Annotated in this window: 24 protein-coding genes; 7 read left to right on the forward strand and 17 right to left on the reverse strand. The window is 37.6% G+C overall.

Annotated features, from left to right (window positions below):
- Positions 1 to 121 precede the first annotated feature (121 nt).
- The gene (locus V2145_RS12720) at positions 122 to 754 is read left to right on the forward strand and encodes a YktB family protein (protein ID WP_330987817.1); all 633 of its coding nucleotides are present in this window, start codon (positions 122 to 124) and stop codon (positions 752 to 754) included.
- A 34-nt stretch (positions 755 to 788) separates the two neighbouring features.
- On the opposite strand, the gene V2145_RS12725 is transcribed toward V2145_RS12720, so the two are convergent.
- Positions 789 to 1,064, reverse strand: coding sequence for a UPF0223 family protein (locus tag V2145_RS12725; protein WP_094911535.1), 276 nt, complete (start codon positions 1,062 to 1,064; stop codon positions 789 to 791).
- Between the two features lie 388 nt (positions 1,065 to 1,452).
- Between V2145_RS12725 and V2145_RS12730 the strand changes: the two genes are divergently transcribed.
- On the forward strand, positions 1,453 to 2,928 hold the full coding sequence (locus tag V2145_RS12730) for an aminotransferase class I/II-fold pyridoxal phosphate-dependent enzyme (protein WP_094911536.1): 1,476 nt from the start codon (positions 1,453 to 1,455) through the stop codon (positions 2,926 to 2,928).
- 36 nt (positions 2,929 to 2,964) lie between these two features.
- Here the strand turns inward: V2145_RS12730 and V2145_RS12735 are convergent, their stop codons facing one another.
- Complete coding sequence (locus V2145_RS12735) at positions 2,965 to 3,090, reverse strand: GapA-binding peptide SR1P (protein WP_094911537.1); 126 nt, start codon at positions 3,088 to 3,090, stop codon at positions 2,965 to 2,967.
- 183 nt (positions 3,091 to 3,273) lie between these two features.
- Positions 3,274 to 4,290, reverse strand: coding sequence for a M23 family metallopeptidase (locus V2145_RS12740; RefSeq protein WP_330987819.1), 1,017 nt, complete (start codon positions 4,288 to 4,290; stop codon positions 3,274 to 3,276).
- A gap of 171 nt (positions 4,291 to 4,461) precedes the next feature.
- Between V2145_RS12740 and V2145_RS12745 the strand changes: the two genes are divergently transcribed.
- Positions 4,462 to 5,985, forward strand: a complete 1,524-nt coding sequence (locus tag V2145_RS12745) for a glycine betaine uptake BCCT transporter (RefSeq protein WP_330987820.1) — start codon at positions 4,462 to 4,464, stop codon at positions 5,983 to 5,985.
- 428 nt (positions 5,986 to 6,413) lie between these two features.
- Here the strand turns inward: V2145_RS12745 and lpdA are convergent, their stop codons facing one another.
- The 5 genes from lpdA to V2145_RS12770 all read right to left on the reverse strand — a co-directional run bounded on the left by lpdA (position 6,414) and on the right by V2145_RS12770 (position 12,580).
- Positions 6,414 to 7,826: a dihydrolipoyl dehydrogenase gene (gene lpdA, locus V2145_RS12750; protein ID WP_330987821.1), complete on the reverse strand. Its 1,413-nt coding sequence runs from the start codon at positions 7,824 to 7,826 to the stop codon at positions 6,414 to 6,416.
- Positions 7,827 to 7,829: 3 nt separating this feature from the next.
- A complete protein-coding gene (locus V2145_RS12755; RefSeq protein ID WP_311858670.1) occupies positions 7,830 to 9,161 on the reverse strand; it encodes a dihydrolipoamide acetyltransferase family protein in 1,332 nt (443 codons plus the stop codon).
- 103 nt (positions 9,162 to 9,264) lie between these two features.
- Entirely contained in the window at positions 9,265 to 10,242 is a 978-nt protein-coding gene (locus V2145_RS12760) for an alpha-ketoacid dehydrogenase subunit beta (protein WP_094911542.1), read from the reverse strand.
- Between the two features lie 3 nt (positions 10,243 to 10,245).
- Complete coding sequence (gene pdhA, locus V2145_RS12765; protein ID WP_131886965.1) at positions 10,246 to 11,361, reverse strand: pyruvate dehydrogenase (acetyl-transferring) E1 component subunit alpha; 1,116 nt, start codon at positions 11,359 to 11,361, stop codon at positions 10,246 to 10,248.
- Positions 11,362 to 11,929: 568 nt separating this feature from the next.
- On the reverse strand, positions 11,930 to 12,580 hold the full coding sequence (locus tag V2145_RS12770) for a YkyA family protein (RefSeq protein ID WP_330987822.1): 651 nt from the start codon (positions 12,578 to 12,580) through the stop codon (positions 11,930 to 11,932).
- Between the two features lie 170 nt (positions 12,581 to 12,750).
- Here V2145_RS12770 and V2145_RS12775 point away from each other — a divergent pair, with 170 nt between their 5' ends.
- Both V2145_RS12775 and def read left to right on the forward strand, forming a co-directional pair.
- A complete protein-coding gene (locus V2145_RS12775; protein ID WP_094911545.1) occupies positions 12,751 to 12,888 on the forward strand; it encodes a YjcZ family sporulation protein in 138 nt (45 codons plus the stop codon).
- Between the two features lie 152 nt (positions 12,889 to 13,040).
- Positions 13,041 to 13,595, forward strand: coding sequence for a peptide deformylase (gene def / locus V2145_RS12780; RefSeq protein ID WP_094911546.1), 555 nt, complete (start codon positions 13,041 to 13,043; stop codon positions 13,593 to 13,595).
- Between the two features lie 35 nt (positions 13,596 to 13,630).
- Here the strand turns inward: def and V2145_RS12785 are convergent, their stop codons facing one another.
- On the reverse strand, positions 13,631 to 14,413 hold the full coding sequence (locus V2145_RS12785) for a Cof-type HAD-IIB family hydrolase (protein ID WP_094911547.1): 783 nt from the start codon (positions 14,411 to 14,413) through the stop codon (positions 13,631 to 13,633).
- Positions 14,414 to 14,993: 580 nt separating this feature from the next.
- Here V2145_RS12785 and V2145_RS12790 point away from each other — a divergent pair.
- Together V2145_RS12790 and rnjA are read left to right on the forward strand one after the other, a co-directional pair.
- Positions 14,994 to 15,203 carry a DNA-dependent RNA polymerase subunit epsilon gene (locus tag V2145_RS12790; RefSeq protein ID WP_094911548.1) on the forward strand — a complete coding sequence of 70 codons (210 nt, stop codon included), beginning with the start codon at positions 14,994 to 14,996 and terminating at the stop codon, positions 15,201 to 15,203.
- A gap of 5 nt (positions 15,204 to 15,208) precedes the next feature.
- The gene (rnjA, locus tag V2145_RS12795; protein ID WP_094911549.1) at positions 15,209 to 16,876 is read left to right on the forward strand and encodes a ribonuclease J1; all 1,668 of its coding nucleotides are present in this window, start codon (positions 15,209 to 15,211) and stop codon (positions 16,874 to 16,876) included.
- A gap of 29 nt (positions 16,877 to 16,905) precedes the next feature.
- Here rnjA and V2145_RS12800 read toward each other — a convergent pair whose 3' ends face one another.
- The 8 genes from V2145_RS12800 to V2145_RS12835 all read right to left on the reverse strand — a co-directional run bounded on the left by V2145_RS12800 (position 16,906) and on the right by V2145_RS12835 (position 24,671).
- Positions 16,906 to 18,000: an ABC transporter permease gene (locus V2145_RS12800; protein ID WP_330987823.1), complete on the reverse strand. Its 1,095-nt coding sequence runs from the start codon at positions 17,998 to 18,000 to the stop codon at positions 16,906 to 16,908.
- Positions 17,997 to 19,259 (reverse strand): ABC transporter permease, encoded by a 1,263-nt coding sequence (locus V2145_RS12805; RefSeq protein WP_311858673.1) that lies wholly within the window; start codon positions 19,257 to 19,259, stop codon positions 17,997 to 17,999. The genes V2145_RS12800 and V2145_RS12805 overlap by 4 nt, the downstream gene beginning before the upstream one ends.
- A gap of 15 nt (positions 19,260 to 19,274) precedes the next feature.
- Positions 19,275 to 20,207, reverse strand: a complete 933-nt coding sequence (locus V2145_RS12810) for an ABC transporter ATP-binding protein (protein WP_094911552.1) — start codon at positions 20,205 to 20,207, stop codon at positions 19,275 to 19,277.
- A 146-nt stretch (positions 20,208 to 20,353) separates the two neighbouring features.
- On the reverse strand, positions 20,354 to 20,986 hold the full coding sequence (locus V2145_RS12815) for a response regulator (RefSeq protein ID WP_094911553.1): 633 nt from the start codon (positions 20,984 to 20,986) through the stop codon (positions 20,354 to 20,356).
- A 23-nt stretch (positions 20,987 to 21,009) separates the two neighbouring features.
- Positions 21,010 to 22,104 carry a sensor histidine kinase gene (locus V2145_RS12820; RefSeq protein ID WP_094911554.1) on the reverse strand — a complete coding sequence of 365 codons (1,095 nt, stop codon included), beginning with the start codon at positions 22,102 to 22,104 and terminating at the stop codon, positions 21,010 to 21,012.
- A 107-nt stretch (positions 22,105 to 22,211) separates the two neighbouring features.
- Entirely contained in the window at positions 22,212 to 22,874 is a 663-nt protein-coding gene (locus V2145_RS12825) for a potassium channel family protein (RefSeq protein ID WP_094911555.1), read from the reverse strand.
- A gap of 133 nt (positions 22,875 to 23,007) precedes the next feature.
- Positions 23,008 to 23,904 carry a phosphogluconate dehydrogenase (NAD(+)-dependent, decarboxylating) gene (gene gnd / locus V2145_RS12830; protein WP_094911556.1) on the reverse strand — a complete coding sequence of 299 codons (897 nt, stop codon included), beginning with the start codon at positions 23,902 to 23,904 and terminating at the stop codon, positions 23,008 to 23,010.
- Between the two features lie 224 nt (positions 23,905 to 24,128).
- Entirely contained in the window at positions 24,129 to 24,671 is a 543-nt protein-coding gene (locus tag V2145_RS12835) for a peroxiredoxin (RefSeq protein ID WP_094911557.1), read from the reverse strand.
- Positions 24,672 to 24,963: the final 292 nt, after the last annotated feature.

The raw sequence follows: 24,963 nt of genomic DNA on the forward strand, positions 1-24,963 counted from the left end.
AATGATAGACGTGTTTTTGACAAGCATATGCGAATAAATTGGTGATTATGCCCTTTCTATGGTAAAATCACTACGAAATATGAGATGAATTATCTATTATTAGATATTGGAGGTATTGAATTTGTTTGCAGGATTTTCAGAAGCTGATTTTAACGTATTTACAATAGATGGTTTAGATGAACGTATGGAAGCAATAAAAACACAAATCCGTCCTAAATTCGAAGAATTAAGTACACATTTTGCTCCTACACTTTCCTCATTAACGGGCAATGAAATGTTTGTCCATGTAGCAAAGCATGCGCGTAGAACGGTTAATCCACCAAAAGATACATGGGTAGCATTCGCTCCTAATAAACGTGGCTATAAGATGTTGCCGCACTTCCAAATTGGCCTTTGGGGTACTCACGTTTTCGTTTGGTTTGCAGTTATATACGAAGCACCAATTAAGTCTGTATACGGCAGAATACTCGCTGACCAAATAGACCACATTAAAGAGAAAATTCCTCAATCATTCGTTTGGTCAAAAGACCATACAAAACCCGCTGTTGAAAAAATGAGCGCCCTGTCTGAGACAGAACTTAAGGGATTATTTGAGCGATTAGAACATGTTAAAAAAGCAGAGATTTTATGCGGAATTAACGTATCAAAAGAAGAAGCAGTTAACATGACTGGCCAACAATGGATTGATTTAATTGATGATACATTTAAGACGTTGACTCCTTTATATGAACTAAGTAAAAAAGCGCACGCGTAAAAAAAAGCCGCAAGAACAATCTTGCGGCTTTTCTTCATTTCTTCATACGAATAATGTCACCAGATTCTCCGGCTTTTGCTTGTTGAATTGTTCGATAAGATGAATATCCACTTTGATCTTCAAAGTCATTGCAAATTGTTTTTTCTTCTGCTTTACTTGGAACAATTTCTTTAAATCGACGGTAAATACTCATTAGCTGTTCACGTTCAATTCCTTTTTCATACGCTTTTTCAATGCTTTCAAAAAATTTAACCACATCAATAATTTCTTCTGTACTCCAATCAAGGGAGATAGGATATTGATATTCCATCTAACTCCTCCGCTCACTTTTTTATGTATTTGTCCTAGGACTTTCAAATAATACTTTATCATATGAATTCAGCTTCACAAAACTTTATCACTATGCACAAGCTTACATTCATTTCTTATAATGCGAATATGTTTAAAAAATCCCTTTGCAAACATATTAATAAGTGCTATAATTCATTTGTTTTATTGAATACATAACGAAGAAAACGTATGAAATTACATTTCTTCTTATTGTTTTTATTTTTATAAAACAGTTTACATGTCATGCACATTTAATCAGTGGAGAATGAATCTCCACTGATTCTTAGTTATAGCAATATAGCGCACGGGAGACCTTCATACAAAAGCTGGCTCCACTCATTATTTTATTAAAGAGGTGTTTAGCAAAGTTGACTTCTCAATTCTCAACTCCATTATTCACAGGGTTAGTGGAACATGCAAAAAAAAATCCTACTCAGTTTCATATTCCTGGTCATAAAAAAGGAAACGGTATGGACCCTGAATTTAAAGATTTTATTGGCGACAACGCACTTTCAATTGATTTAATTAATATTGGTCCACTTGATGATTTACATCAGCCAAAAGGCATTATTAAAGAAGCGCAGGACTTAGCCGCTGAAGCGTTCGGAGCAGATCATACCTTCTTTTCTGTTCAAGGAACAAGCGGAGCTATCATGGCAATGGTCATGACAACTTGTGGACCCGGAGATAAAATCATTGTTCCTAGAAACGTTCATAAATCCGTTATGAGCGCCGTTGTGTTTTCTGGAGCTACCCCTGTTTTTATTCATCCGGAAATTGATGAAAATCTTGGTATATCTCATGGAATTACAACTGACGCGGTTGAAAAAGCACTAGCTCAGCATCCCGATGCAAAAGCAGTACTCGTTATTAACCCAACTTACTTCGGAATTTCAGGTGATTTACGTAAAATTGTTGAAGTAGCTCATTCTTATAAAGTGCCTGTTTTGGTTGATGAGGCTCACGGTGTTCATATTCATTTCCACGATGAGCTACCGCTATCAGCTATGCAAGCAGGGGCAGATATGGCTGCTACAAGTGTTCACAAACTTGGGGGATCAATGACCCAAAGTTCTATTTTAAACGTTCGTGAGGGGCTTGTATCGCCGCAGCGCGTTCAAGCAATCCTAAGTATGTTAACAACGACTTCTACATCGTATGTCTTACTGGCTTCTTTGGACGTAGCTCGTAAACGATTAGCTACAGAAGGTGAAAAGCTAGCTAATCAAGCCATTGCATTAGCTGCGTATGCGCGCACGGAGCTTAACAAAATCGCACATATTCACTGTATTGGTCGTGAGATTTTAGGAACAAAAGCAACGTACGATTTAGATCCTACAAAGCTTATTATTTCCGTATCAGACCTTGGAATTACAGGATATGACGTGGAGAAGTGGCTGCGCGAGACACACAATATTGAAGTTGAAATGTCCGATTTATATAACGTTTTATGTATTGTAACACCAGGAGACAGCAAAGAAGACATCGATCGCTTACTTAATGCTTTACAGCAGCTGTCGAGGGACGTTCATCATTTAGCTGAAAAAGCAATAAAACCAGCTATCTTACTCCCTGACATTCCAGTCTTAGCAGTTACTCCTCGCGATGCTTTTTATGCTGAAACGGAGGTCGTGCCCTTCCACGAATCAGCTGGTCGAATTATTGCTGAGTTCGTGATGGTGTATCCACCAGGAATTCCAATTTTTATTCCTGGAGAAATTATTACAGAAGAGAATTTGAGTTATATTCAAACAAACTTAGAAGCTGGTCTACCCGTTCAAGGTCCGGAAGATTTTGAACTAAAAACACTCCGTGTAATTAAAGAACATAAAGCAATTCAATAAAAAAGGTGCGCTATAATGCGCACCTTTTTCTATTTATTAGTCTAAATCTTCATGGTTTGCTTGACATTCTCCATCTTTACATTTTGAATATAATCGCGTCACTTTCTCATCTTCAAAATGTTCAATTGTGCAGTTGCAAGTTTGACATACAATAGTTCCCATGTATAACTCCCCTTTGGTTTCAAAGATTTTTGAAAGCGTTTTATTCTTCTTGATATTATAATAGTATGTAACATTTATTCTGTCAATACCAAATTAGTATGTCACATTTATTTTTTCAACCGTCTTTTTTCGACATTCAAACATAAACAAGGCATACACATATGTATGCCTTTATAAGATAAGCTATTCATTATTGTTCAGTTGGCTAATTAATACATGCTTAACGTCTTCTTGTGATAACCCTTTCCAAAACAGCGTACCGTTAATTAGCAAGTCCACATGCAAATGTAATTCTGTATTATCCTTTTGCACCTCTCCGCTTGTACCTGAATTGCCAACATAACCAATTAACGTCTCTTCTGTAACCGCGTCACCTACGCTTAACTCTGAATCGACTTGATTCAGGTGAGCAAATCGTGCCTGCATGCCATTGTCATATTGAATCCATACTTGTCTCCCACGCAGCCTATCGAGAATATAAGCAGGAGTCTTTTGAACCTCTTTACAATATGCTAAATCTTTATTTCGCTGCTCGACCGATTTATAAGGCTTATAATCATGATCTACCCGTACCACTTTTCCTTTCCCCATTCCGTATACTTCAGTTTCTTTATTGACAACTACCCCTGCTGAGTATGTATACCAATCTAACCCTTCATGAAAGCCATGACGATATGTACGATTAGCTCCTGGTAAATGAGAAGGAAACGTATCTGCTTTGGCATTTTCTAACGGCGATGTTAACCCACTCATATATTGCATTACTTCTTCTCTTGTAAACTGCCTAGTACTAACAGCTTGAGCTGCTGATTCATTTGCTTCAGATGATTTTAAAATAGCATAAGATGCCTTCATTTTAACGTAGCTAGGTTCATGTTTTTCCAAAAATGATGCTGACAAAAAAGCTCGGTTGTTTTGAATAAAAAAGTCTTTTTTTGCAAGTGGAACAAGTTCATTATTGATCTGGACTACGGGTACATTTTCAATAAATGTGTAAACGTTGTCTGCAACAACAAGCTGAAGCTGACGATCAATTGGGCTGTATACAGAATTATAAGCAGGTGATTCAGTCGTCATATCTAAATAGGGTTTTCCTTTCTTATATACATACCCTACTTTTTCTTCGGTACTTAACTTCATAAATAAAAAGACGGTACACGCCATTAAAACTGCTACAGTTAGCCATACTCTTTTTTTCATACGGACTCCCCTTTCTATTATTACGTCATTTTGTCCTCTTTGACATTGTCTTAAACGAAAGATGAATCGTATTGCATAGAGACATCATAAAGATGGTTTCATGTATAGTAAAAAAGGTTAAAAGAGAAACTGTACATAAGAGATTTGTTTCACGAAAGGAGTGCGAGCTAATTGAAAAAGCTGACGCCAGTGTTTTTGTTTTCTGTTATTATTGCCGTTTTGTTTATTATTTGGGGAGTCATTCCAGAAAGCACCCTTGGAAGTGCTGCTTTAACACCTGTTACCAATTCTATTCATCAATTTATTATTGAAAAATTTGGCTGGTATTACTTATTAGCTGCTACCCTATTTTTAGGGTTTACGCTATTTTTAATTTTCTCACGCTATGGGAATATTAAGTTAGGTAAGACAGAAGACGAACCTCAATACAGCTATATATCTTGGTTTGCCATGCTGTTTAGTGCAGGGATGGGAATTGGGTTAGTATTCTGGGGAGCTTCTGAACCTATTAACCATTTTCATACGCCCCCTTCCGGAGATGGAAATACAGCAGAAGCTGCTAGAGCGGCCATGCGGTATTCTTTTTTTCACTGGGGATTACATCCTTGGGCTATTTATTCCGTGCTTGCTTTGGCACTTGCGTACTTCCAATTTCGTAAGGGGTATCCTTTTGTAATCAGTAACATTTTGCGTCCTCTCCTAGGTAAACGCTTAGACGGAGGGTTAGGTACGCTTATCAACGTTATTGCCGTGTTTGCAACGGTATTTGGTGTCGCCACATCTCTTGGTTTGGGAGCCATTCAGATTACAGGTGGCCTTTCTTATTTATCTCCAGCTATTGATAACAACTTTACTACACAGCTAATTGTCATTATTTCTGTTACAGTCCTATTTATGCTATCTGCACAAACAGGGCTTAATAAAGGGATTAAATATCTCAGCAATACCAATATTGTCTTAGCTATTTTATTAATGCTGTTCTTGCTGTTTGCTGGCCCTACAAACTTTATAATGGACCTATTCGTCACAACAATCGGGTCTTATATTCAATATTTACCATCCATGAGTTTCCGCTTAAGTCCATTTGATAACAATACGTGGGTTCAGGATTGGACGATTTTTTATTGGGCTTGGTGGATTGCTTGGGCTCCATTTGTTGGAACCTTTATAGCGCGTATTTCCCGCGGACGTACGATTCGAGAGTTTTTAATTGGCGTGTTAGCAGTCCCAACAATATTTGGTGGATTATGGTTTTCTGTATTCGGTGGATCGGCTATTCATTTAGATTACTTTAAAAACATACCGGTTATGGATGTCATTAACGAACGAGGTTCAGAAGTAGCTCTTTTTTATGTATTAGAACAATTTCCATTCGGAACGGTCATGTCCATTATTGCTATTTGTTTAATTGCTACCTTTTTCATTACGTCAGCCGACTCTGCAACATTTGTTCTTGGCATGCAAACGACGAACGGTGACTTAAATCCATCAAATTCCGTGAAGTTCATTTGGGGACTGGTTCAAACTTTAACTGCCGTTATTTTACTCTGGACTGGTGGATTAGATGCGCTTCAGACAGCCGCCATTATTGCCGCACTACCATTTTCAATCGTATTGGTACTTACGGTCTTCTCCCTCATCAAATCGTTTAGAGAAGAATTGAAAAAGGCAAATATACATCCTAAAAAAATTTAAGAAAAGAAGCATTCCCTTTTTTGGAATGCTTCTTTCACTATGTTATAATTTCACATTAAACGAAATAATCCTTTTATTATCAATTAATAAATAAAAAAAGGATAGTATACCCCAGAAAAAACACAAAAAGAGAGCTACAAGTCAAAAAGAACGCTTTTCTTTTAGAGTGTACATTCATCTCTGCAATTCCATATGCTAAATAAGCAAATACGAAGAAAAGAATAACTTTCGCTGTTAGCTCATCACGTTTTGATAACAGCTCCACCGTCGCATAGCCGGTCCAAACTATCAGCTGTAAGCCATATAAAAAGGGTTTTATCATAGCTCATTCCTCACTTTTAAATCATGCACTTACATCACTTATATGCAGCTTGCCCACGTTTTACAACAAAAAAGCTCGTGCCTTTAGGCACGAGCTTTTTCATATATTATTTTACAATGTGAATTGGGCTTCCGATTGCTACTTCAGCTGCTTCCATTGTAATCTCACCTAATGTTGGGTGAGCATGGATTGTTAATGCAATATCTTCAGCAGTCATACCGCTCTCAATTGCAAGACCAAGTTCAGCGATCATGTCAGATGCGCTTGGACCAGCAATTTGAGCACCGATTACAACGCCATCTTCTTTACGAGTGATTAGCTTTAAGAATCCTTCTGCAGCGTTAAGTGCAAGTGCACGTCCGTTAGCTGCGAATGGGAATTTAGAAGCTTGAATTGCTAAACCTTCTTCTTTCGCTTGTGCTTCTGTGTAACCTACGCTTGCAAGCTCAGGCTCAGAGAATACAACAGCTGGAATTCCTAAGTAGTCAATTTCAGCTGGCTCACCAGCGATTGCTTCAGCAGCAATTTTACCTTCGTAAGAAGCTTTGTGTGCAAGTGGTGGTCCAGAAACGATATCACCAATTGCATAGATGTTGCTTACAGACGTACGGCATTGCTTGTCAGTTTCGATTACACCGCGTTCAGTCATTTTTACGCCAACTTGCTCAAGACCAAGCTCGTCAGTGTTTGGACGACGACCAACCGTTACTAATACGTAATCAGCTTCAACTGTTTTTGCTTCTCCACCAACTTCAAACGTTACCTTAACGCCATCAGCAGTTTCTTCTACACCTTTAGCCATCGCTTTAGTGAAGATTTCAACGTTTCCTTTTTTCTTAAGGTTACGTTTTACAAGAGAGCTCATTTGTTTTTCGAAACCAGCTAAGATTTCATCAGCTGCTTCAACAAATGTTACTTCAGTTCCGAAGTTAGCATAAGCAGTACCAAGCTCAGTACCAATGTAACCTCCACCGATTACAACTAATTTTTTAGGAACTTCTTTAAGCGCTAAAGCACCTGTAGAGTTGATTACACGCTCAGAGAATTTGAATCCTGGAATCTCGATTGGACGAGAACCAGTTGCAAGAATTGCATTTTTAAACTTATACGTTTGTGCAGAATTTTCATCCATTACACGTACAGTTTCGCTATCTACGAAGTAAGCTTCACCTTTTACGATGTCTACTTTATTCCCTTTAAGTAAGCCTTCAACACCGCCAGTAAGTTTGTTTACTACGCCGTTTTTGAACTCTTGAACTTTTGTAAAGTCAACAGTTACATTTTCAGCAAAAATACCCATATCTTCTGAGTGTTTTGCTTCTTCGAAGCGGTGACCTGCTGCGATTAATGCTTTTGAAGGAATACAACCAACGTTTAAGCATACACCACCAAGGTTACCTTTTTCAACGATTGTTACTTTTTGTCCTAGTTGAGCTGCACGAATTGCTGCAACGTAACCACCAGGGCCAGCACCAATGACAAGAGTATCAGTTTCGATTGGGAAATCTCCTACTACCATTTATTACGCCTCCATTAATAATAATTCTGGATCATTTAATAAACGCTTAATTTGGTTAAGAGCGTTTTGAGCTGTTGCACCATCAATGATACGGTGGTCAAAGCTTAGAGATAATGCTAATACTGGAGCAATTACAATTTCACCGTCGCGTACAACTGGTTTTTCAGCAATGCGTCCGATACCTAAGATTGCAACTTCTGGGTGGTTAATTACTGGCGTGAACCATTGTCCACCAGCAGAACCGATGTTTGTGATTGTGCAAGAAGCGCCTTTCATTTCAGCAGGAGCTAACTTACCTTCACGTGCTTTTCCAGCAAGGTCATTAATTTGATCAGAAATCTCAAATACAGACTTGCGGTCAGCATTTTTCACTACAGGTACTAAAAGACCTTTTTCAGTATCAGCCGCGATACCGATGTTGTAGTAGTGTTTTTGGATTACTTCATCAGTAGAATCATCAATAGATGTGTTAAGAGCTGGGAACTTCTTAAGTGCAGAAGTTAATGCTTTAACAACATAAGGTAAGAATGTTAATTTAATACCTTGGTCAGCTGCTACTGATTTGAACTTCTTACGGTGTGCAACAAGTGCTGTTACATCAATTTCGTCCATTAATGTTACGTGAGGCGCTGTTTGCTTAGAGTTAACCATTGCTTTTGCAATTGCACGGCGAATACCGCTCATTTTCTCACGAGTTTCTGGTAAGTCACCTTCTGGAATTGCTGTAGCTGTAGCTGCTGCTTTTGGTGCTGCTTCAGTTGCCGCTGGAGCTTCTTCAGTTGCTGTTGAAGCTGCTGCAGTTGAGCCACCAGATAAGAAGCTATCGATGTCTTCCTTTACGATACGGCCGTTTTTCGCTGATCCTGGAACAGCTTTAATGTCTACACCTTTTTCACGAGCATATTTACGAACTGAAGGCATAGCAATAACTTTGCGGTTTGGATCTACTTCAGCTTGTGGTTGTGCGTTAGCTGCTGCTTTTTCTACGTCTTGTCCAGCTTCAGCTGTTGCTTGAACTTGCTCTTCTTCTTTTGGAGCTTCTTCTTGTTTTGGCGCATCGTCATGGTCGTCGCCTTTGAATTTTAAGTCTTCATAACCAGGAGCATCAAAAGTTACGATAACTTGACCTACAGTTGCTACTGTACCTTCGTCAACCTTAACTTCTAATACTTTACCTTTTACAGGAGATGGGATTTCAACAACAGCTTTGTCGTTTTGTACTTCGGCAAGTACATCATCCTCATCGATTTCATCTCCAGCTTTTACGAACCATTTTACGATTTCACCTTCGTGGATACCTTCACCGATATCCGGCAGTTTAAATTCAAATGCCACGTGTCTTCAACCTCCTAGTTAGTTGCAATATGTTTAGTTGGTTTTTATACCTTATTTACAATAGAAATCAGCAAAATGCTGATTTCTATAGAGTAACAATCAATTAAAATTCAAGAACTTTTTTAGCAGTTGCTACAATATCCTTGTGGTCTGGTAACCAAACGCCCTCTGCTTGAGAGAATGGGAATACTGTATCTGGAGCAGCTACGCGTAATACTGGAGCTTCTAAGCTTAAGATTGCGCGGTCGTTGATTTCAGCTACAACGTTTGAAGCGATACCAGCTTGCTTTTGAGCTTCTTGAACAACAATTGCGCGACCAGTTTTTTCAACTGATGCGATGATTGTTTCGATATCTAAAGGCTGAACTGTACGTAAGTCAACAACTTCTACAGATACGCCTTCTTTTTCTAATTCTTCAGCTGCTTTTAATGATGAATGAACCATTGCACCATAAGCGAAGATTGAAACGTCAGTACCTTCACGTTTTACGTCAGCTTTACCAATTTCAATTGTGTAAGCTTCTTCAGGTACTTCTTGACGGAATGAACGGTATAATTTCATGTGTTCTAAGTAAACAACAGGATCGTTGTCACGGATTGCTGAAATTAAAAGACCTTTTGCATCATATGGAGTTGAAGGAATTACAACTTTTAAACCAGGTTGAGATGCTACTAAACCTTCTAAGCTGTCAGCGTGAAGTTCTGGTGTATGCACGCCACCACCGAATGGTGAACGGAACGTGATTGGTGCGTTCCAACGACCGCCAGAACGGTAGCGCATACGAGCTGCTTGACCAGAAACTGAATCAAGAACTTCATATACGAAACCAAAGAATTGAATTTCAGGTACTGGACGGAAACCTTGAGTCGATAGACCAACAGCAAGACCACCGATACCAGATTCAGCAAGTGGTGTATCGAAAACGCGATCTTCACCGAATTCTTGTTGAAGACCTTCTGTTGCACGGAATACCCCACCGTTTACGCCAACGTCTTCACCAAAAACTAATACGTTTTCGTCGTTTTTCATTTCTGTGCGTAACGCATCAGTGATTGCTTGAATCAATGTCATTTGCGCCATGGCTTACTTCGACTCCTTCTCTTTGTAGATTTCATACTGCTCTTTCAAGTTGAAAGGCATTTCTTCATACATGATATCCATTAAGTCTGTTACTTTTTGTTTTGGATAGTCATCTGCTTTTTTGATTGCATTTTTAATATCTTCTTTAGCTTGCTCGATTACTTTGTTTTCTTCTTCTTCATTCCAGATGCCTTTAGCTTCTAAGAATTTACGGAAGCGTACTAGTGGATCTTTCTTTTCCCACTCAGTATCAAGCTCTGCTGTACGATAACGTGTTGGGTCATCTCCAGCCATTGTATGTGGACCATAACGGTAAGTTAATGTTTCAACTAATGTTGGACCTTCGCCGTTTACTGCGCGCTCACGTGCTTCGCTTACAGCAACATAAACTGCTAATGGATCCATTCCATCTACTTGTACCCCTGGGATACCTACAGCAGCTGCTTTTTGAGCGATTGTTTTAGCTGCAGATTGCTTTTCAACTGGTGTTGAGATTGCAAAACGGTTGTTTTGAACAACGAAGATTGCTGGAGCTTTGAACGCACCCGCAAAGTTCATACCTTCGTAGAAGTCACCTTGTGAAGCTCCGCCGTCACCAGTGTAAGTGATTGCTACTGCTTTTTTACCACGTTTTTTAAGACCTAATGCAACACCCGCTGTTTGAACGATTTGTGCACCGATAATGATTTGTGGTGAAAGTGCGCCTAGATCCTCTGGCATTTGGTTACCGTGTAAGTGACCACGAGAGAATAAGAACGCTTGGTATAATGGAAGACCGTGCCAGATTAATTGTGGTACATCACGGTATCCAGGTAAAATGAAGTCTTCTTTCTCTAATGCAAAGTGAGATGCAATTTGAGAAGCTTCTTGACCAGCTGTTGGTGCATAGAAACCTAAACGACCTTGACGGTTCAATGAAATTGAACGTTGGTCAAGAATACGTGTGTACACCATACGAGTCATTAGTTCTTTTAATTGTTCATCAGATAAATCCGGCATTGCTGATTTATTTACTACTTCGCCCTCTTCATTAAGAATTTGGAACGTTTGGTACTGCTCAGCAATTTTATCAAGTTGCTTTGATACATCAATAATAGCTTTTTTAGTTTTAGCAGCCATCTAAGTCACCTCTTCCTTTCATTTAAGCCTTACTTTTCAATGTGCTAATCAAACAAAAAATACACATTGCTAGGATACCCAAAACGAGCACCTAAAAGTCATTTTTTGTCGACTAGAATTTCATTTGAGTCCGCTACCTGTTTCAACATGTTTTATGTATTCCCGGGCGCACTCGATTCAAACATTTAAGTAAAAGGAAAGTTTAAGCGAAACTTTCATTCCGTTAAACTGTATTAATTATTTCAACAAAATGATTAATACAACACTTACTACGCTAAATAGTGTACACCACATCAAAACGGTTCGTCAATCTATTTACGCTTATAAATTTAAGCTTTTTCCGTTATTCTACTTTAAAAAAACGATAAATTCACCTGTGCTATTACACAAACATCTTCTGTACTACTTGTCTTATAATAACTGTTAAAAAACTTACTTAATGTTACCCCTTAATTTCTTACAAACCCTTTGAATGAAAGCGTTTTATAATTTTTTAACTCGTGTCGAATACTGTTGTATATCAAATAAAAAAACAGCCAAGACTTGTTTCTTTGGCTGTTTTCTGCTTTTATTCTTGATCTGATTTCACCTTTTTATAAAAGCTCTTTTTCTCTTCATTATAAGCATCCGTTGCTTGATTAAACTTTTCACTATTTTCTTGCACCTTTTCGTATATCTCATTAATAGAAGAAATTTGGTTTTCTAAATCGTTTAGCTTGACGTTGTTTTTTCGAAACATTGTATATAGCTCTCTGTCTAGCTCCAGCGATTCTTCATATGAAGCATACAACGAGTCGTATGCTTTGTAGCGACTTTCCATTAAAGTAGCGAGCTTGTTGGCTTGCTTCTCTATATCTTCATCTTTTACCAGTTCAATTTTCCCTTTGGCTTTTTCAAATTCCTCTTTTGAACGCTGCATACTCTCCTGCTCTTTCACTAAATGCCCTTCTCGTTCATCTAATAGCTGGAGCGCTTCCGCTGCTTTTTCATCCACTTTTTCTTTTTCTTTCATTCCAATGGATAAGATTTCTTCATATAGAACATTCTCTTTGTCTTCGAGTTCGACCATCGGTTGTTGCTCTTTTATAAACTGCTTCTCTTGATTAGCAACTTTCTCAAGCGCTTTATAAACCTCTAGCTCTTCTCCGCTTTCTGCTGAACATCCTGCTAAAAGCATCATGCTTATACCCATTGCACTTACTATTTTTTTAGTCTTCATACCTGGTAAATCCTCCCTTATACCAGCACTATTTTATCTTTATTGGCCGAATTAAGCAATTCATCTACACCATTTTATTATCTTTTAATATATTATACTAACCCATCAAGAAAAAACGGTTCAATCGTTTGTGTTTTTTGGGATTCTGTCTGTTCAGGAGTGTGTTAGGTATGTATTACGGAGGATATGGATACGGATGTGGAACTGGTTGTGGCGGTTCAAATAAAGGCTTCGTTCTTTTAATTGTACTATTCATTCTACTTGTTATTATCGGCTGCAGCTGGGGAGGCAATTGGGGCGGCTGTTAATTAGTTAAAAAAGAGAAAGTCAAACGGCTTTCTCTTCTACATATAGCAACCCGGATGACTTTTCATATGTCTTTTGATACACTTTATAGTACTAAATTGACACGTATATGTCATAACTATTAGTACCATATATCGTTAGGGAGATGTGAACAGTGATTACAATGGATAAAATCATTAGGGATGGCCACCCTACTCTACGCAAAGTAGCACAAGAAGTAAAGCTTCCAGCAACAGCTGAAGATAAAGAAACGCTTAGACAACTACTTGAGTATGTTCAAAACAGCCAAGACCCTGAAATTGCAGCCAAGTATAATTTACGTCCTGGCATTGGATTAGCTGCTCCTCAAATCAACGTATCAAAGCGAATGATTGCTATTCAAGCACCTGATGAGCGTGGAAACGTACAAAGCTATGCGCTTTTCAATCCAAAGATTGTAAGCCACTCTGTTGAAAAAACGTATCTAACAAGCGGTGAGGGCTGTTTGTCCGTAGATGAAGAAATACCTGGGTTTGTCCCAAGGTATGCGCGTATTACTGTAAAAGGCACCACGTTAGAAGGAGAAGAGGTTAAAATTCGTTTAAAAGGCCTCTTAGCCGTGGTCTTTCAGCATGAAATTGACCACCTTGATGGCGTTATGTTTTATGATCACATTAATAAAACAGAGCCCTTTAAAGAACCTGAAAATGCAAACCCTTATATGCGCTAAAAAAGTAGGAACCGGTCCAGGTTCCTACTTTTCTGTTAAGACAGTAATCCTACAAGCTGAAGACCGTGTGCAATCCCATTATCAGCCACATCTTTTGTTATATACTTTGCCACTTCTTTTACTTCATCATGGGCATTCCCCATCGCTATGCCGTTCCCTACGTATGAGAGCATTTCAATATCATTTAAGCCATCTCCAAATGCATACACATTCTCTTTCTTATAACCTAGCTTATCAATCATAACCTCAATTCCCTTTGCTTTTGACCCACCAGCAGGAAGCACATCCGTGGAGAATTCATGCCAACGAATATAATCAAATTTCTTGAATTTTTCTTCATAAGGTTTCTCTTCACCATCTGTACAGAAAAGAAGTGATTGATAAATTTCGCGATTTTCGTAGTACATAGGGTCGTGATTTGGATGTGTAATACCAAGCTTTAACGTGCTAATGCTTGCTTCAATATGTGGATGAAATTCAATATTGGATCTCATATCATCATGATCTAGATAAACAACCGGGTGATTTTTTTGAGCAGCAAACGCGGTAAGAGCCTGAAGCTCTTGTACATCCAATGGGTTTTTATATAGAACTTCACCATTTAATACGATGTACTGACCATTAAAGCTAATATATGTATCAATACCGAGCTCATCTCGAAGCTCTTTAAACATAAACGGTGCCCGACCTGTTGCAATCGCTACTTCATAGCCTTTTTCCTTGAGCTGATTGACCGCTTGTTTTGTTGAATGAGGTAATTTTTTATCATGATCTAACAATGTACCGTCAATATCAAAAAACACTATTTTTTTGTCCATTGTTTCACCTAACTTTTCTATTTTTTTCGTTTCTCACGTCATTATAACAAACCGTATTCACTTTCTCCATCTTTCCATATATACCCACGAAAGTCTGAAGTATTTTTTCATATACTACAACTATAAATATAGACAGGCATTCACCAGATATAAAGGAGATGAAATTCATGTTAAAAGATTTTCGAAAGCGTCTTTTAAGACGTTGGAATGAATTATTGCGAAAGAAATCAATTGCTTAATTAATTATTTAAGGGCTTTCTATCAATACATTTGCAGGGGGTGTGTCTGCATCGTAAAATAGAATAGCCCTTATTTTCTATTTAAACAAGCAGCTCTATCATCCAAATTTTTTCACAAAATAATATTTTTGTATCAGCTAATCATATGGTTTCTTAATATTTTTTAGGTTTTATCTGTAGAAATAGCCATTATTTTGCTCCTAACGAATTGACTTGTGTTATTTTGATGTCTAAAATGTAGTGAAAGCAAGTTTCTTTAGAAAATACATGAAATACATACACATTTTATATTATAATAAAATAAGTTATTTGAATTTCGGATTTAAGGAGAGAATGAAGTTATGATTTTTAAAGTATATTTTCAAGAAAAATTAACAGAAGTACCAGTTCGTGAAAACACACAGACTGTTTATGTAGAAGGAGATTCTGAACGCGACGTTCGTAAAAAGTTAAAATCGCGTTCAATTAACATTGAATTTGTTCAACTAGTGGACGGAGACTATTTAGAATATGAGCAACACAGCGAAGATTTTAAAGTATTGGAGATATGATAAAAATGAAATTTGTAAAAAATAATCAGACGGCGGTATTCGCTCTAGGTGGACTAGGTGAAATCGGTAAGAATACCTATGCCGTACAGTTTCAAGATGAAATTATCCTTATCGATGCTGGAATTAAGTTTCCAGAAGATGAACTACTGGGTATCGACTATGTCATTCCGGATTACAGCTATCTAGTAAAAAACGCAGATAAAATTCGTGGACTTTTCGTAACACATGGCCATGAGGATCACATTGGTGGAATTCCTTATCTTTTACGCCAAGTAAATATTCCAATTTATGCTGGAAAATTAGCATTAGGATTACTGCGTAACAAGCTTGATGAGCACGGATTACTTAGAAGCGCACAGCTTCATGAAATTACAGAAGATGACGTAATTAAGTTTCGCAAAACATCGGTAACGTTTTTCCGTACAACGCACAGCATTCCTGATTCATACGGTATTGTTGTTAAAACACCAAACGGACAAATTGTACATACAGGTGACTTTAAGTTTGACTTTACACCAGTAGGAGAGCCAGCGAACTTAACAAAGATGGCTGAAATCGGTAAAGACGGCGTATTATGTCTACTATCAGATAGTACAAACAGTGAAATCCCTAACTTTACAATGTCTGAGCGTCGCGTTGGTGACAGCATTCATGACATTTTCCGTAAAGTTGAAGGACGCATTATTTTTGCAACGTTTGCATCTAACATTCATCGTTTGCAACAAGTTGTTGAAGCCGCTGTATTAAACAACCGTAAAATTGCTGTTTTTGGTCGTAGCATGGAAGCCGCAATCGATATTGGCCAGGAGCTTGGCTATATCTCTTGTCCAAAAGATACGTTTATTGAACCATCTCAAATTAATCGTATTCCTGCTAACCGCGTAACAATTTTATGTACGGGTAGTCAAGGTGAACCAATGGCTGCTTTATCACGTATTGCAAACGGTACACACCGTCAAATTCAAATTATTCCTGGAGATACAGTTGTTTTCTCTTCATCACCAATCCCAGGTAATACAGTAAGCGTAAGCAAAACAATTGATATGTTATTCCGTGCTGGTGCTGAAGTTATTCATGGTAAACTGAATGATATTCATACGTCAGGTCACGGTGGACAAGAAGAACAAAAATTAATGCTTCGCTTAATGAAACCAAAGTACTTTATGCCAATTCACGGTGAGTATCGCATGCAAAAAATGCATATCAAGCTAGCAACTGACTGCGGTGTGCAAGAAGAGAACTGTTTCATTATGGATAACGGTGAAGTATTAGCACTAAGCGAAAATGAGGCATCTGTAGCTGGTAAAATCCCATCTGGTTCTGTTTATATTGATGGAAGTGGCATTGGTGATATTGGTAATATCGTACTGCGAGATCGCCGTATTCTATCCGAAGAAGGCCTTGTAATCGTTGTTGTTAGCATCAATATGAAAGACTTTAAAATTGCAGCGGGTCCAGATATTATCTCACGTGGATTTGTTTACATGCGCGAGTCTGGTGACCTAATTAACGATGCACAATCATTAATTACAAAGCACTTAAACAAAGTAATGGAGCGCCGTACGTCTCAATGGTCTGAAATTAAAAATGAAATTACAGATACATTAGCTCCATTCCTCTACGAAAAGACAAAACGTCGTCCAATGATTTTACCAATCATTATGGAAGTATAAGAAAAAGGATTCGCTCACGCGAATCCTTTTTACGTATGTTTCTTTTCTAAAATATTAATTCCAAGAGCCATTAATACCACTGTAATAATGCATAATAAGAGGCTTGAATACATAATTGTTTGCCATGCATGATTATAGAGCACAACTTGCTTTAAAAGGTCCATTCCATATGTTAATGGTACAAACTTTGAAAGTGTGAGCATAACTGGAGATGTGACAATCTCAAGAGGCCAATATGCCCCTCCTATCATTGCCATACTCACCGCTAATAGCGGAATCAGCACGTGATACTGAGCAATGCTTTTGACTACTCCTGCTAAGAACATACATAGAGCAACAGTTGCCAATAAGTAAGGAATCACAACGAGTAAGCTAAGTGCAAATCGACCGTTAAAGTCTATTCCCAGGCCAAAATGAAAGATACTAAAAATAACAATGACTTCTATATAGGCAATTAAAAATGCATATACCAAGTTTCCTGAGTAAAGGTCCACTCTTGAAAGTCTTGAAATAAGAAGGCGGTCCCAAACTCCAATTTTACGGTCCTGCAAAATTTTGAGCACGCTAAATCCAATGGTATATATGATAAAAAATAGTGTAAAGCCAAAGAGGGCCTGCATATTCTCTTGAAGCATAATTCCTTCTGTTTTTTGCATACTTTCTATATTAATTTCAAAGACAGGAGCCTCTTTAATTTGTTTGTTAATTATTTCTGCTTCTTTAGCTGTAAACTCTCGAGCAAGTGCTTTGGTTTGCATGCGCTTTTCGTAATATGTTTTCACATGCTGATGTACTTTTTCTGTAAGTGTTGTTTCGGATGTTAAAATCAACTTAAAATCATTTATTCCTGCTTCTAAAGCTACTTCTGCTTTACCTTCTTTCACTTGCTCTCTCGCTTCTTTTTCATTGCTTTCTTTAAATAGTAAATGCTTGGTTTGGTTTAAGTCCTGAACAAGGGATGTAATATTTTCTTGTTGATCATTACTATACACAAGAATCGTAGTGCTCGTTTGATCAACTTTTCCCATTAAGTACGCGAATACAATAACTAAAAAGAGGGACACCAACACCGCCCATGGATTTCTACGCAGCTGCTTAAATCGACCGATTAAAATCGTATTCACCTTTTCCACCCCTTCCTTCCAAACAACCAGACAGTACTAAACATGACGACAGTCGTCACAAACAACGTAAAGAGTTCTCCTCTAATGTTTTGAATGGATTCTCCTTGCAATACGCGCAAGTAAGCTTGCGTACCAGCTCCGTTTGGAACGATTCCTCCAATTGTTGCAAGCTGGCTTGAAAGCTGTTCAGTCGGAAAAAAGCTTCCTCCTAAAAATGCTAATATCGTAACTACAACATTTCGAAAAATTGAAACCATATCTTCTGAATTCAAGCGATGAACAACAGAGGATAGACATGCGCTAATTCCACCTACAGCCATACTCACAGAAACAGTAATGATAATAAAACCTACTAAGTTCGACCAGATAACCCCAAAGCATATCGCCACGAGACTATATAAAATAAGCAATTGACATAGAGCTAGCAAGAAACCCGTACAGAAAATACTAAAATAATAAAGAGTTGGAGATACGTTAGCAAGAATGATTCGTGACAAGCTATGCGCTTCTTTTTCTACATAAGCGTTCGTAGCTAAGCTAGGAGCAATATAGAGAACAAACATCATGCTCATTCCTATAGCATAGTAAGCAAGAGCTGAGATTGGCTTTTCTTTGTTCGCCGTTTCTTTTTCTCCTAAAGAACCTGCTATCTCGATATTACTTGCTTTTTCAGGATTTACTTGACTAGCATATGTGTATAGAGATAACCTTTGCTGATAAGCTTCCATTATACTAGTTGCTGTATCTGCCCCAATCGATTTATCTTCATTTCGAATAATGGTTAGCGGTGGATTCTCAAAATCTTTATTAAAAAACTGCTTTTGTAACACTTCATATGAGAAACCTTTAGGAAATACTACAATTACGTTATACTCATTGCTTCGCTTAGCTTTTTCAAGTTCTTTATTTGAAAGGTGTTTGACCTTAATAAACTGCATGACTTCTTTGTGTTGAAACGTATTTTGCAGCAAAAACTCTATTGGCTTCATGTGATTAACAGTCGCAAGCATCTGCTTCTTCGCTTCCTCAGGTAACGCTTGTTGGGCTAATTCTTCCTTAAAGTTCTCTATTTCTTGTTCTTCATCTCCTTTAACAACTATCCCAATAGTAGCTTCAAAACCAGGCTTATCAGACATAATACTTCCGAGAGAAAACCCTAAGATTACAATTAAAACAAATGGCATTAATAATAAAATAATAAGTTCTTGAGGGCGTCTAACAAACTGTATGAACTGCTTTTTTAAAAGCGCAAAAAACATCCTGATTCCCCCTCATTAATCTCTTAACGTTCGACCAGTCAAATGTAAAAACACATCTTCAAGCGTAGGTGCTTCAATCTGAACAGAAGAAATCATCATCTCTTGTTCCTCAGCAAACTTAAATAAATCGGCTAGTATATTCACATTTTTGGGAACAGAGAACTGAACAGATCCATCCGTATGCGTTAACTTTGAAACAGCTGGGTGAGACTGTAGCTTATGAATAAGTCCTTCTTTAATCCAATCGGCCTTAAAATGAATAACTTGTTCAGAAGATAAAATACTTCGAAGCTCTTCTTTTGTACCAGAAGCAATAATATTTCCTTTATCCATAATGTAAATGCGATGGCAAAGCTGTTCCACTTCTTCCATATAGTGGCTTGTATAGATTACGCTAATACCATAGTGCTGATTTAAATGCTTAACTGACTCTAAAATATGAAACCTAGACTGCGGATCAATTCCAACGGTTGGTTCATCCATAATTAAAAGCTTTGGACTATGAAGAAGAGCGATACCAATATTAAGTCGTCTTTTCATTCCTCCAGAAAAGATTTTGACACGATCATGCTGGCGATTTGTTAAGCTAATCATATTTAAAATTTCATCTACTTTTTCAGCCAAGTGTTTTCCTTTCATCCTTTGAGTTCTTCCAAAAAAGTCTAGGTTTTCTCTTGCGGTTAATTCATCATATAAAGCTAGTTCTTGAGGTACAACGCCCAGTACTTTTCTCATATGACTTGGATTACCTATGCTGCTTTTCCCATTGATACGTATGTCACCGCTTGACGGTTTAATAAGAGACGAAATCAAAGAAATGGTTGTTGACTTTCCTGCACCGTTTGGCCCTAATAATCCAATTGTTTCGCCGCGTTCCAAAAATAAGCTAACATTATTTACTACTTTCGTTTTTTTGTATACTTTATTTAGTTCGACAACTTCTAGCATGAGGCTTCACTCCCTTATTTTCTTTCTTACTTCATCTTATAAATTCAACACTTTCTTCACCACTTACCTCCGTCACTTCTTCTTCCCCAAACTATGACCTCCGTCACATGACAAAAAATCTTCTGATCGATTGTCAGAAGATTTCTTCACGCTAAGTGATTTTTTACAGCATAAATAGCTAACTGAGTGCGATCACGTAGCTCAAACTTATGTAAAATTTGTGTAAGATGATTCTTAACCGTTCCAATTGATAAATAAAGCTCTGTTGCAATTTCTTTGTTCGTCTTTCCTTCCCCCACAAGCTTGACTAATTCTCGTTCTCTTTTTGTAAGTTCAACTTGTATAGGCTCTGTTGACTCTTGCCTTAATAGCCTTGGCATAATTTTAGCTGTTACATGATCGTGAATACTTAAACCACCGTTCATACAGCTATGAATGGATTGAATGAGATGCTCAGGGTCAGCGGTTTTTAGCATAAACCCATTTGCTCCATATTGAAGAGCCTGCATGGCATACTCCTCATCATTAAAGGTCGTTAACATTAGCACGCGTATTGTCGGCCACTGCGCTTTTATTCTCTGTGTCGATTCAATTCCGTTCATAATTGGCATTGATACGTCCATGATTACAAGATCAATCAAATGGCGTTCCAACTGCTCTAGCGCTTCTTTGCCATTACTCGCTTCTGCTCGCACGCAAAGCGAAACATCCTGTTCAATCATCATTTTAATTCCTGATCGAACAATACTTTGGTCTTCTACAAGTAAAATATGAATCAAGTAATTCACCTTCTTCACGTTCATTAATCTAGTTTAATAATGCCTTCTATAAAAAAATGTTCAGGTGTTTGAAAGTAACTTACTTGCCCATCGATACTTTCAATCCGTTGCTTTAGTGATTTTAACCCAAACCCTTCTCGAAAAGGCGGTGTATCAGTGGCAATGCTATTCTTTATCTGGAAAGATAAATCACCTACTGGTGATAGCATTAAAGTGATTGCTAACTCTCTTGAACTACCATGACGCATGGCGTTTGTAAACCCCTCTTGAATAGCGCGATACAACGCAACGCTTTGAATATTAGACAACGCCAGCGATAATACTCGTTGCTTCACTGTAAACGACACGTTCATATGACTCTCTGATTCTAACTTTCTAATTAAATGAACAACAGATGCTACTCCTTGTAAAGTTGATTTATCCAACTCTTTTACAGCATGACGTGTTTCCGCTAAGCTTTCTTCCGCCAAATGTTTTAATTGGTCCAACTGTACACTTTCTAACTCTTGACTCATCTTTAACACCTGAATATTTAATAATAAAGCCGTTAATTTATGACCGACAGAATCGTGAATATCTCGAGCAATTCTTGTTCTTTCTTCATTTCGAGCAGCTTTCTCTGCCTCCAAACTCATTCGTTTGAGAGAACGGTATTCCCCTCTTAGCTCATCATATAAAAGCTGTTTTTGTTGCGTATCTTCCCTGCTTATACATAATTGATACAAGACGACGCCAATTAGTACAGTTATGATAACTGTTGGCAGTAATGGCACTTCTAGCTTAATCCAGCTTAAGAGTAAAAAAGCAACCATTGTACATACAGCATAGATTCGAAAATAACCCCCATTCACTTCACTAGCTGTCTCAACACTAACATATAGAAAAAGTGCAATTAAAAGTGGAGAGAACGATAGAAAGAACCCTAAGGTTGATAGTACCAATACCTGACACATTTGATTTCCAAACTTCTGCTTCCACAGCGGTTTTGTAAAATAAATAAGCATTGAGAGGAAATTTAAAAAAAGTAATTCAAGAGTATTTACGCTTTCATACACTGAAATAAAAAGCGTAATCCATATTGCTAAAAAAATAGTGGTTTGTATTAAAAATTTTTTCACCTTTCATTCCTCCGATTACTATTGTACTAGCAAAACACCAATAAAATCCATATTTTCTATAAATACATAGTAAAAAACCTGCTTCCATTGATGAAAGCAGGTTTTCATTACATATCTGCGAATTTATTTTCAAATCGATTAATATTTACATCTGCACCAATAACAATTAAAATGTCACCCTGCTTGATTGACTCTGATGCTTGCGGAGAGACAATAATATCTTGGTTCCTCTTAATTGCCACAATATTGATACCATATTTGGCACGGATATCTAAATCAATAAGCGTATTTCCCGCCATTCTTTTACTAGCAACTAACTCAACAATACTATGTTCATCCGATAGCTCTAAATAGTCAAGTACGCTATTGGAAATCATACTATTGGCAATTCTTCTACCCATATCACGCTCTGGATGCACAATAAAGTTAGCTCCAATTTTTGATAGTACCTTAGCATGATAATCGTTTTGCGCTTTTACCGTAATTTTCTTTACGCCTAGCTCTTTTAAAATCAGCGTGGTTAAGATACTTGCTTGAATATTATCACCAATTGCTACTATGACATGATCAAAGTTGCGAATACCTAAACTTTTTAATACACCTTCATCCGTAGAATCTCCTACTACAGCATGTGAAGCAATACTCGCATACTCATTTACTTTCTCTTCATCCGTATCAATTGCCAGTACTTCCATGCCTTGATCGCTTAGTGTTTTACAAATGCTACCGCCAAATCTCCCTAATCCAATTACTGCAAATTCCTTTTTCATGAAAAATCCTCCATAAAGTAACAAGTGAAGTCCATATACTACTTTATTTTACCATAATGTAAGGCTTCTTTCCTTTTTACATAGCAGCTTGCAGAAAAAAAGCTGCGGATTTCCACAGCTTTTAGGCTTTCCTTTACTTCTTCTCTACAGCATGACCACCGAATTCGTTCCGAAGGGCAGCCACAACTTTTCCTGTAAAGGTATCATCTTCTAATGAACGATAGCGCATCATTAGTGAAAGAGCAATAACTGGTGTTGGAACTTGTAAATCTAAAGCTGATTCAACGGTCCATTTTCCTTCTCCAGAAGAGTGCATCACACCTCGGATATCATCCAAACGAGGATCTTTTGAAAAGGCACGTTCCATCAGTTCAATTAACCATGAGCGGATAACAGAGCCATTATTCCATACTCTTGCAACTGCTTCATAGTCATAATTAAACTGACTTTTTTCCAAGACATCAAATCCTTCTGCAATTGCTTGCATCATGCCATATTCAATTCCATTATGCACCATTTTCAAGAAATGGCCGCTTCCTGCATCTCCTGCATATAGATAGCCTTTGTCTACATTGATATCTTTAAAAATAGGTTCAATGTGTGCGAAAGCTTCCTTGTCTCCACCAATCATCATGCAAGCTCCATTTCGTGCTCCTTCCATCCCGCCGCTAGTTCCGACATCAAAAAAGTGAATTCCTTTTTGATGAGCTTTTTCAGCACGACGAACAGAATCTTGATACTTTGAATTTCCACCATCTATAATAATATCTCCTTCATCAAGCAAGTCGTGAAGTTCATTGATTACCTTTTCTGTAAGATCGCCTGCTGGTACCATAACCCAAGCTACTTTAGGCTTTTCTAACTTTTTAACTAATTCTTCTACTGAATGAGCTCCTAAAGCTCCTTGTTCCTCCAACGTTTTAACTGCTTCTTTATTCACGTCAAATGCTACAACTGCATGGTTGTATTCCATCAAGTTTAGAGAAAGGTTAGCTCCCATCTTTCCTAAACCAATCATTCCAATTTGCATCTAAATTCCTCCTTCAATACTAAATTATCGTTAGTATGATATAAATTCGGCATCTTCAAACGTATTTTCCACTTTCTGAACAAACAAAACATAAAAAACACTGATGTCTACTTTTCAGAAACATCAGCATTTATGTATTTTCACTTGGTTTTACCTAACTCTACAGCTGAACTTAGCTGTAAGAAATCTCTTATGTTCATGTTTAGCATACGCTTTTCGTGATTTTATAACGTTGCTTGTCCTGGTCTCCAATTTGCGGGACAAAGCTCACCAGTTTGTAGAGCGTGTAACACTCGCAGCGTTTCATCTACATCTCGGCCGATATTATTATGGTTGACAACAGCATACATTAGTTCTCCTTGAGGACTAATGATAAATAACCCGCGTAAAGCTACGCCTTTCTCTTCAATTAAAACGCCATATTCACGTGAAACAATATGATTTGTATCTGCGGCTAAAGGATAATTAACTGGGCCTAGTCCGTTATCTCGTCGATCTGCTTTAATCCAAGCTAAATGCGTATGAATAGTATCTGTTGAAACACCAATTACTTCTGCCTCTAGCTTTTTAAATTCATCGTAGCGATCTGACAAAGCCGTAATTTCAGTTGGACATACTGCTGTAAAATCCATAGGGTAAAAGAAAAGAACTGTCCATTTCTCTTGTTTCATATTCTCTTCTAAGCTTACTTTTCCAAACTCTTTATTCGGCAGTACTGCTTCCATTTCAAAGCGTGGGGCCTGCTTGGCTACCATGCGTTCTGGCATGAATCATCCCTCCAACATAATAATAAGCTCATGTTTATTCTGCTTTTCATTTAAATATAGTAAATTATACCTATTAATTAGTTATAAACTACATGAAATAGGACGACATACATGGTATGCCCTATTTTTATCTAAGATAAACGAACTTTTTTTGTTCACTTCTAGAAAAAATAGCATTAATGACTTGCAAAAAGGGACAAATTAAGTTTAGCATGTCTAATAGCGGGAATAAAATAATGTACTGAAAGAGCCAGAAACTAAGCAAGTTTTTACATTACATATGGTTATCTTT

It is taken from the genome of Priestia sp. GS2 (assembly GCF_036409025.1).
Classification (GTDB): Bacteria; Bacillota; Bacilli; order Bacillales; family Bacillaceae_H; genus Priestia; species Priestia aryabhattai_A.

Excerpts from the sequence above, each read along its gene's own strand:
- lpdA (WP_330987821.1), bottom strand. The coding sequence starts at position 7,826 with ATGGTAGTAGGAGATTTCCCAATCGAAACTGATACTCTTGTCATTGGT.
- V2145_RS12805 (WP_311858673.1), bottom strand. The coding sequence starts at position 19,259 with ATGTTTTTTGCGCTTTTAAAAAAGCAGTTCATACAGTTTGTTAGACGC.
- V2145_RS12835 (WP_094911557.1), bottom strand. The coding sequence starts at position 24,671 with ATGCCAGAACGCATGGTAGCCAAGCAGGCCCCACGCTTTGAAATGGAA.
- V2145_RS12775 (WP_094911545.1), top strand. The coding sequence starts at position 12,751 with ATGTATTACGGAGGATATGGATACGGATGTGGAACTGGTTGTGGCGGT.
- V2145_RS12790 (WP_094911548.1), top strand. The coding sequence starts at position 14,994 with ATGATTTTTAAAGTATATTTTCAAGAAAAATTAACAGAAGTACCAGTT.
- V2145_RS12825 (WP_094911555.1), bottom strand. The coding sequence starts at position 22,874 with ATGAAAAAGGAATTTGCAGTAATTGGATTAGGGAGATTTGGCGGTAGC.
- V2145_RS12810 (WP_094911552.1), bottom strand. The coding sequence starts at position 20,207 with ATGCTAGAAGTTGTCGAACTAAATAAAGTATACAAAAAAACGAAAGTA.
- gnd (WP_094911556.1), bottom strand. The coding sequence starts at position 23,904 with ATGCAAATTGGAATGATTGGTTTAGGAAAGATGGGAGCTAACCTTTCT.
- V2145_RS12735 (WP_094911537.1), bottom strand. The coding sequence starts at position 3,090 with ATGGGAACTATTGTATGTCAAACTTGCAACTGCACAATTGAACATTTT.
- V2145_RS12785 (WP_094911547.1), bottom strand. The coding sequence starts at position 14,413 with ATGGACAAAAAAATAGTGTTTTTTGATATTGACGGTACATTGTTAGAT.
- pdhA (WP_131886965.1), bottom strand. The coding sequence starts at position 11,361 with ATGGCTGCTAAAACTAAAAAAGCTATTATTGATGTATCAAAGCAACTT.
- V2145_RS12740 (WP_330987819.1), bottom strand. The coding sequence starts at position 4,290 with ATGAAAAAAAGAGTATGGCTAACTGTAGCAGTTTTAATGGCGTGTACC.
- V2145_RS12760 (WP_094911542.1), bottom strand. The coding sequence starts at position 10,242 with ATGGCGCAAATGACATTGATTCAAGCAATCACTGATGCGTTACGCACA.
- V2145_RS12770 (WP_330987822.1), bottom strand. The coding sequence starts at position 12,580 with ATGAAGACTAAAAAAATAGTAAGTGCAATGGGTATAAGCATGATGCTT.
- rnjA (WP_094911549.1), top strand. The coding sequence starts at position 15,209 with ATGAAATTTGTAAAAAATAATCAGACGGCGGTATTCGCTCTAGGTGGA.
- V2145_RS12725 (WP_094911535.1), bottom strand. The coding sequence starts at position 1,064 with ATGGAATATCAATATCCTATCTCCCTTGATTGGAGTACAGAAGAAATT.